Source organism: Streptomyces sp. NPDC097619, from assembly GCF_040302735.1.
Lineage (GTDB): Bacteria > Actinomycetota > Actinomycetes > Streptomycetales > Streptomycetaceae > Streptomyces.
The window spans coordinates 1-6,567 of the sequence record NZ_JBEOSD010000258.1; the positions used below are offsets into that span (position 1 = coordinate 1).

The 6,567-nt window shown below is 75.2% G+C and carries 4 protein-coding genes; 3 read left to right on the forward strand and 1 reads right to left on the reverse strand.

The features are described 5' to 3' along the window. Nucleotides 1–191 precede the first annotated feature (191 nt). From ABTZ17_RS35640 to ABTZ17_RS35650, 3 genes are all read left to right on the forward strand, one after another. Nucleotides 192–3,440 carry a cytochrome P450 gene (locus tag ABTZ17_RS35640; RefSeq protein WP_352199963.1) on the forward strand — a complete coding sequence of 1,083 codons (3,249 nt, stop codon included), beginning with the start codon at nt 192–194 and terminating at the stop codon, nt 3,438–3,440. Between the two features lie 196 nt (nt 3,441–3,636). Beyond that, nucleotides 3,637–4,149, forward strand: a complete 513-nt coding sequence (locus ABTZ17_RS35645) for a hypothetical protein (protein ID WP_352199964.1) — start codon at nt 3,637–3,639, stop codon at nt 4,147–4,149. A 114-nt stretch (nt 4,150–4,263) separates the two neighbouring features. Then, the gene (locus ABTZ17_RS35650; RefSeq protein ID WP_352199965.1) at nt 4,264–5,481 is read left to right on the forward strand and encodes an alpha/beta hydrolase family protein; all 1,218 of its coding nucleotides are present in this window, start codon (nt 4,264–4,266) and stop codon (nt 5,479–5,481) included. Between the two features lie 33 nt (nt 5,482–5,514). On the opposite strand, the gene ABTZ17_RS35655 is transcribed toward ABTZ17_RS35650, so the two are convergent. Further along, nucleotides 5,515–6,465, reverse strand: coding sequence for an NAD-dependent epimerase/dehydratase family protein (locus tag ABTZ17_RS35655; RefSeq protein WP_352199966.1), 951 nt, complete (start codon nt 6,463–6,465; stop codon nt 5,515–5,517). Nucleotides 6,466–6,567 lie beyond the last annotated feature (102 nt).

Here is a 6,567-nt window from a genome sequence, read left to right on the forward strand (position 1 = left end):
CCGTGACCAGCATCTCCGTGGCCCGAAGAACACTCCGCCGACAGGTCCCTAACCAGCGATGACCGCAGTTCTCAATCAGTGGTCGGAGCGTCCCGAAGGACCGGGCGGCCATTCCTTCGGAGCCACAAGCGGCAGACCACCATCAGCCACACCCGGTCCTCCCGGACCGCCTACATTCTTAGGGAGACACCATGACCGGCACCCAGCCCACCGACCGCGACCGCTCCGCCTCCCCCGCACCGGCCTCCGCACCCGCTCCCGCTGCCGCGGGCCTGCCGCTGCCCGGCCCGCGTCCGCTGCCACTCGTCGGCAACCTGCCCGAGCTGCTGACCGCGCCCGACGGCAGCAGCACCGAGTTCCTCGACTCCTTCCACCGCGAGTACGGCGGGATCTTCGCCCTCACCGTCAACGGCGAACGCCAGATCTTCGTCTCCGCCCACGAACTGGTCACCGAGATGTGCTCCGACCCCCGGTGGAGCAAGTCCGTGCACGCCGCCCTCGAAGAGGTCCGCGACTTCGCCGGCGACGGGCTGTTCACCGCCTACGGGGACGAGCCGAACTGGGCCGTCGCCCACCGCCTCCTGATGCCCGCCTTCGGACCGGGCGCCATGCGCGACTACTTCCCCGCCATGCTCGACATCGCGGAGCAGATGCTGACCCGCTGGGAGCGGTTCGGGCCCGGGGCCCGGATCGACGTGGCCGACGACATGACCCGGCTCACCCTCGACACCATCGCCCTGTGCGCCTTCGGGGTCCGCCTCAACTCCTTCTACTCCGAGGAGATGCACCCCTTCGTCGGCGCCATGGTCCGCGCCCTCACCGAGGCCGGGGCGCGCAGCGAACGCCTGCCGGGCCTCCAACCCTTCCTGCTGCTCACCAACAGCCGCTACCGCGAGGACCTCGACACCATGCGGCGCATCACCGGCGAGATCGTCGCCGCCCGCCGGGCCCTGCCCGCCGAGGAGCGCCCCGACGACCTGCTGGAGCGGATGCTGACGGCGGTGGACCCGGTCACGGGGGCCGGACTCCCCGAGGAGAACGTCCGCTACCAGCTGGCGACCTTCCTGATCGCAGGACACGAGACAACCTCGGGGCTCCTGTCCTTCGCGGTGCACGCCCTGCTGACCCGCCCCGAGGTGCTGCGCCGGGCCCGCGCGGTCGTGGACGAGGTCCTGGGCGACCGCACCCCGCGCTTCGAGGACCTGGCCGGCCTCGGCTACCTCGGGCAGGTGCTGCGCGAGACCCTGCGGCTGCACCCCACGGCTCCGGCCTTCGCCCTCAGCCCCGACGAGGACACCACCCTCGGCGGGTACGCCGTCGCGGCGGGCGAGTCGGTGCTCGTCAACCTCCCGGCCCTGCACCGCGACCCTCAGGTGTGGCGGGACCCCGAGGTCTTCGACCCTGACCGCTTCGCCCCGGAGCGGATGGCCGAGGTCCCCTCCTACGCCTGGATGCCCTTCGGGCACGGGGCCCGGGCCTGCATCGGGCGCCCCTTCGCCCTCCAGGAGGCGGTCCTGGTGCTGGCGATGGTCCTCCAGCGCTTCGACCTGGAACTCGACGACCCCGACTACGAGCTGACGGTGCACGAGACGCTCACCGTGAAGCCCGCCGGGCTGGCGGTCCGGGCCCGGCCCCGCCCCCGCACGACGCCGTCCCCGGCCGCCCCGGAGGCCGGGGAGGCGTCCGCACCGGCGGGGGCCACGGCCGCGCGGGCCGCCGTGCCGGGCCACGGCACCCCGCTGCTCGTCCTGTACGGATCGAACGGCGGCAGTGGCGAGGGCCTGGCCCGCACGATCGCCGGCGACGGGACGGCCCGCGGCTGGCGGACCACCACCGCCCCGCTGGACGCGTACGCGGGACGACTGCCCACGGAGGGCGCCGTCGTGGTCGTCACCTCCACCTACAACGGCTCCCCGCCGGACAACGCGGGCCGGTTCGTGTCCTGGCTGACGGAGGATGCCCCGGACCTGACGGGCGTGGACTACCTGGTCCTGGGCTGCGGCAGCACCGACTGGGCCGCCACCTACCAGCGGGTGCCCACCCTCGTCGACGGGGCGCTGGCCGCCGCCGGCGGGCGCAGGATCCGCGAGCGCGGCGCCACGGACGCCCGCACCGACTTCCACGGGGACTGGCAGCGCTGGTACGCGCCCCTGTGGCCGCTGCTCGCCGAGACCTACGGCATCACGGAGACCGAGACGACCGGACCCCGCTTCCGGGTCGTCGAGGCCACCACCGGGGAGGGCGAGGAGACCACCGGCACGGCGGTGGTACTGGAGAACCGGGAGCTGGTCCGACACTCCGGGGCCGGTTCCAAGCGCCATCTGGAGCTGCGCCTGCCCGCGGGCACCGGGTACCGCACCGGCGACTACCTGTCCGTGCTCCCGCAGAACCACCCGGAGCTCGTGACCCGGCTCCTGGACCGGCTCGGGCTGGCGGCCGGGCAGGTGTACACGGTCGAGTCCCACGCCCCGGCGGGCCGTTTGCCGCTCGGCCGTCCGCTCCGCCTGGACGACCTCCTCACGCGGTACGTGGACCTGTCGGCCCCGGCCTCGGCCGTCGCGGTGGCCCGGCTGGCCGAGCTGACGCCCTGCCCGCCCGAGCGCGCCGAGCTCGAACGCCTCGCGGGCGAGGGGCACGCCGAGGAGGTACTGGCGCCGCGTCTCGGCGTACTGGACCTGCTGGAGCGCTTCGCCTCCTGCCGGGCGGACCTGCCGCTCCTGCTGGAACTGCTGCCGGCGCCCCGGCCCCGCGCCTACTCGATCAGCTCGGCCGCCGAGGAGCAGGACACGGCGGCGCTGACGGTGTCCGTGCTCGAAGGCCCGGCCCGGTCCGGCCGGGGGGTGTTCCGGGGCGCCGCCTCGGACCTGCTGCGGCGGACCGCGCCCGGGGACCGGCTGACCGTCACGGTCACCTCCCCCGCCGAGTCCTTCCGGCCCCCGACGGACCCCGCCGTCCCGGCCGTCATGATCGCCTCCGGGTCGGGCATCGCGCCCTTCCGCGGCTTCGTCCGGGCCCGGATGGCGGCGGTCGCGGCGGGCCGGGCCACGGGCCCCACGGTGCTGTTCTTCGGGTGCCGGCACCCCGAGTGGGACGACCTGTACGCCGAGGAGTTCGCGGCGCACGTCGCGGCGGGACGGCTGGAGGTCCACCGGGCCTACTCGCGGCTCCCCGGTGCGGAGGCCCGCTACGTGCAGGACCGGCTGTGGGAGCGGCGCGGGCGGGTCCGGGAGCTGCTGGACGAGGGCGCGCACGTCTACGTGTGCGGGGACGCCGGGGGCATGGGGCCGGCCGTCGAGGAGGTCCTCGGACGGATCGGGGCCGGGGCGACGGCCGGGGGCCGTGCCGGGGCCATGACCGACGCCGGGGACGGCGTCGGGTCGGGTGCCGAGTGGCTGGCGGGGATGCGGGCCGCCGGGCGCTACGCGACCGACGTGTTCTGAGCCCCGGCGACTTCCGAGCGCCGTCGACGCCCGCACGCGGGGGCGCCTCCCGGGTCCGGTCGGCGGACTCGGGAGGCACCCTGGTGTGCGGGCGTCGCGGCGGGGCGGGCCGCTCGGCCCGCCCCACCGATAATGGCCGGGAGACCAGAGGGACCAGAGCAGTCAGAGCAGTCAGAGAGACCGGAGAAGCAGGCGCATGATGTTCACGGTGGGGCAGCGGGTCGAACTGGCGGTGGAACTCGGCCTCGGCCTCCCGGTCACCGTGGCGGGCGGCGCGGATGCCGGTGCGGGGCCGGACGTCGGCGGAGGAGCCGGTGCGGACGCCGCCACCCGCGGCGACCGGTACGGGGGCGGGCGCGGGGACCGGGTGTTCCCGGGGGCCGTGGTCGGTTCGCTGGGCCTGGCGGCGGGGACACGGGGCACCGTGGAGCGCGTGGACTCCCACGAGCGGCAGCCGGACGGCGCCGTCCGCGAGTACCTGCGCCTCCGCTCGCTCCTCGACGACTTCGGGCCGCAGATGCCGGCCGCGAGCCGGGCCCGGCTCGCGGAGGAGGTCGCGGAGCTGGAGCCCGGGTGGCGGGCCTTCGAAGCGGAACGGCTGCGGGTGACCGTCAGGGTCCGGCTCGACAACGGGTTCCTCGTCGAGGGCACGGATCCGGCGGCCCTCAGGGCGACGGCCGACCCCGAGACGCGCCCCTCCGCAGGGTGAACTCCCCTAGGGGAGATGCGTCTTCGGGATGACGGACCGACCCCCCGGTCGGGGGAGGGCGGATCATCCCGAGAGTTGACGATCCGTCCGATCCCGGGACCTAACGTCGGATCCATGAATCGACGCCACGCCGCCGCGGCCTCCGTCGCGGCCCTCTCCCTGCTCCTTCCCCTCGCCGCCGCGGGAACCGCGGCGGCCGCCCCCGGCGGACCGGCTCCCACCCCCGTCACCACCGGCGCCACCACCCCCGGCGGGCCCGGGGCGGTGGACCGACTGCCGGGCCGGATCGAACTGCCGCGCCCCACGGGCCGGTTCGCCGTGGGGTACGACACCCTGCACCTGGTGGACCGGTCCCGGACCGACCCGTGGGCGGGCACCGGCCCCCGGGAGCTGATGGTGACCCTGCGGTACCCGGCCGAGCGCGGCACGGGCGGCAGGACCGCGCGGTACCTCACGGACGAAGAGGCCCGACTGCTGCTCGCGAGCCGCGATCTGGAACAGGCCATACCGGTGGCGCAGCTGGCCGGGACGGCCTCGTACGGGCGGGAGCGGGCCAGACCGGTCGACGGCCGGTACCCGCTGGTCGTGCTCTCCCCCGGGTTCACCGTGCACCGCGCGACCTTGACCTCCCTCGCGGAGGACATGGCCTCCCGGGGCTACGTGGTGGCCTCCGTGGACCACGCCTACGAGACGGTGGGCACCGCCTTCCCGGGCGGCCGGGTACTGGAGTGCCTGGCCTGCGAGCGGGTGGACGAGGAGGGGCTGCCGGGGCTGCGGAAGGTCAGCGACACCCGCGGCCGGGACGCCTCCTTCCTCCTCGACCGGCTGACGGGGCCCGCTCCCGTCTGGCGGCACTCCCGGCTGATCGACCGCGGCCGGATCGGCGTGGCCGGCCACTCCATCGGCGGGGCGGGGGCGGCCGCCGCGATGGTCGCCGACCGGCGGATCCGGGCGGGCATCGACATGGACGGCACGTTGTTCACCCCGATACCGGAACGCGGCCTGGACGGCCGCCCCTTCCTGTTCCTCGGCGCCGAGGACGCGGTTCCGGGGGCGGAGGGGACCTGGGCGGAGGACTGGCGGCGGCTCGACGGCTGGAAGCGGTGGATCACCTTCACCGGGTCGAACCACTTCACCTTCACCGACGTGCCCTCCATCGGGGACCAGACGGGCGTGCCCGAGCTGAAGTCCCCTCTTCCGGGGGCCCGTTCGGTGGAACTGACCCGCACCTACGCGGCGGCCTTCTTCGACCGGCACCTGAAGGGGCGGCCCGGACGGATCCTCGACGGCCCGACCCCGGGGAACCCGGAGGTGGTCTTCCAGCACCCCTGACCGGGGCCGGGGCGGTGACCGGAACGGGGCCGGTCAGGGGGCCGGCGAGCGGCGTCGGCTCCGGGAACGCCACCAGTCCACCGTGACGGCCACCTGCTCCGCCACGGGAGTGGCCCGGACCTCGAAGGAGGATTCCCACGCGCCGGCGTCGACCACGAAGGGGCGGTCGAACTGGTAGCGGACCTCCCGGAGTTCGCGGAGCATCGGGGAGACCAGGCCGCCCAGGGCCAGTACGGCGGGCGGGATCCGGCGCACCGGGACCGGCGGCGTGCCCGCGGCGGCGGAGAGCAGGGCGGCCGTCTCCCGGACCGAGCGGGGCGGGGCGGTCGGCACGTGCCAGGCGCGGCCCCAGGCCCGTTCCGTGTCGGCCGCTTCCACCAGGGCGCGGGCCGTGTCGGGGAGGTAGGTCCAGCTGTGCGGGGCGTCCGGGTCCCCGAGGGCCGAGACCGGCTTCCCCTTGAGCAGCGGGGGCACGAAGCGGGAGGCGAGGTGACCGCCGTCCGTAACGCCGGGGCCGAAGAAGTCCGAGGCCCGGAGTTCGACGGCCCGGAGGCGGCCCCCCTCGTGCAGTTCCCGGGCCCGCTCCCACACGGCCGCGCGGACCCGGCCTTTGGGGCCGGTCGCGGCGAGCGGCAGCTCCTCGGTGAGGGGGCCGGCCACGGGGCCGTAACCGTAGAGGTTGCCGAGGAGGACCAGGACCGCCCCGGAGTCCTCGGCCGCGGCGCAGAGGGAGGCCGCGAGCGGCGGCCAGTCCCGGGTCCAGCGCGGGTAGGCGGGGGAGGCGCAGGAGTAGAGGGCGCGGGCGCCCCGGGCCGCCCGGGTCAGCGAGGCGCTGTCGGCGGCGTCGAGCGCGAGGTGCTCGATCCCCGGCTCGGGAGGGCGTCCGGTACGGGTCACGACCCGTACCCGGTCCCCGCGTTCGGCCAGCAGCCGTGCGGTGGCCGCTCCGGCGGGCCCGAATCCGATGACGAGTGAAAAGCTCACCGGGGCACCTTAGGCAGTGTCTTCAAAGGGTCCTGATGGGGAATCATGCGTCGCATGGTGCGTCGTCATGAGCTGTCGGATCTTGAGTGGGAAGCGTTGTCC